The organism is Acinetobacter sp. ANC5681, from assembly GCF_023488045.1.
Classification (GTDB): Bacteria; Pseudomonadota; Gammaproteobacteria; order Pseudomonadales; family Moraxellaceae; genus Acinetobacter.
This window is the reverse complement of the sequence record NZ_JAMFKZ010000085.1, coordinates 1-584: the sequence shown is the minus strand read 5'-3', so window position 1 is coordinate 584 and position 584 is coordinate 1. Positions and strand designations below refer to the sequence as shown.

The window sequence follows — 584 nt, the reverse complement described above, 5'->3', positions numbered from 1 at the left end:
CATTTAAATTTATATCATTAAACTTCCTTACCTCAAACCCCATAATTTTCTCCACCCGAACCATTTTAATGACTGTGTCGGGTCACAGTTTTAATTATTTAAGCACTATACTTTTCTAAAAACTCATCTATCCAGCCTTGTGCTTGATCCAAATTGCTTATATCTGCAAGCTTTAGATTGGTGCTTTCGGCTTCGTTAAAACCCTCAATAATGGCTTCAAAGATATTTGCTTCAGTAATGACCTCGCGTGCCATTTCGGCAGCGTCATAACTTTGCTTAGCTTTTTTAAGTGATGCTATTTGTTTATCAATACCTTCACCAATTTTAGATAATGCAGCTTTAAATTCTTGTTTATTAATAGACAATGCAGTTTTTGATTTATTTAATGTAGCGATCATGATTTTATTCCTTTGAATTTTTGTAGGGATTTCTTATGGTTTAACCAGAGCAGACTCCAAGCGACCAACGAAATGTAATTCATTCAATTGTTCTCTAGTAATAACCTCATCTGGATACTTTTTCTTATCAGGATTATCACTTTGCAAGCGTACGGTTCTTTCATCACCATAACTAATAAAAACTCG

Annotated in this window: 1 protein-coding gene and 1 pseudogene; both read right to left on the bottom strand. The window is 33.9% G+C overall.

The genetic code is table 11. The annotated features are described in order from the left end of the window. Positions 1 to 98: 98 nt before the first annotated feature. Positions 99 to 398 (bottom strand): hypothetical protein, encoded by a 300-nt coding sequence (locus M5121_RS15845; protein ID WP_249571710.1) that lies wholly within the window; start codon positions 396 to 398, stop codon positions 99 to 101. 33 nt (positions 399 to 431) lie between these two features. Next, positions 432 to 584, bottom strand: a pseudogene (locus tag M5121_RS15840) (Cro/Cl family transcriptional regulator); the annotation flags it as partial.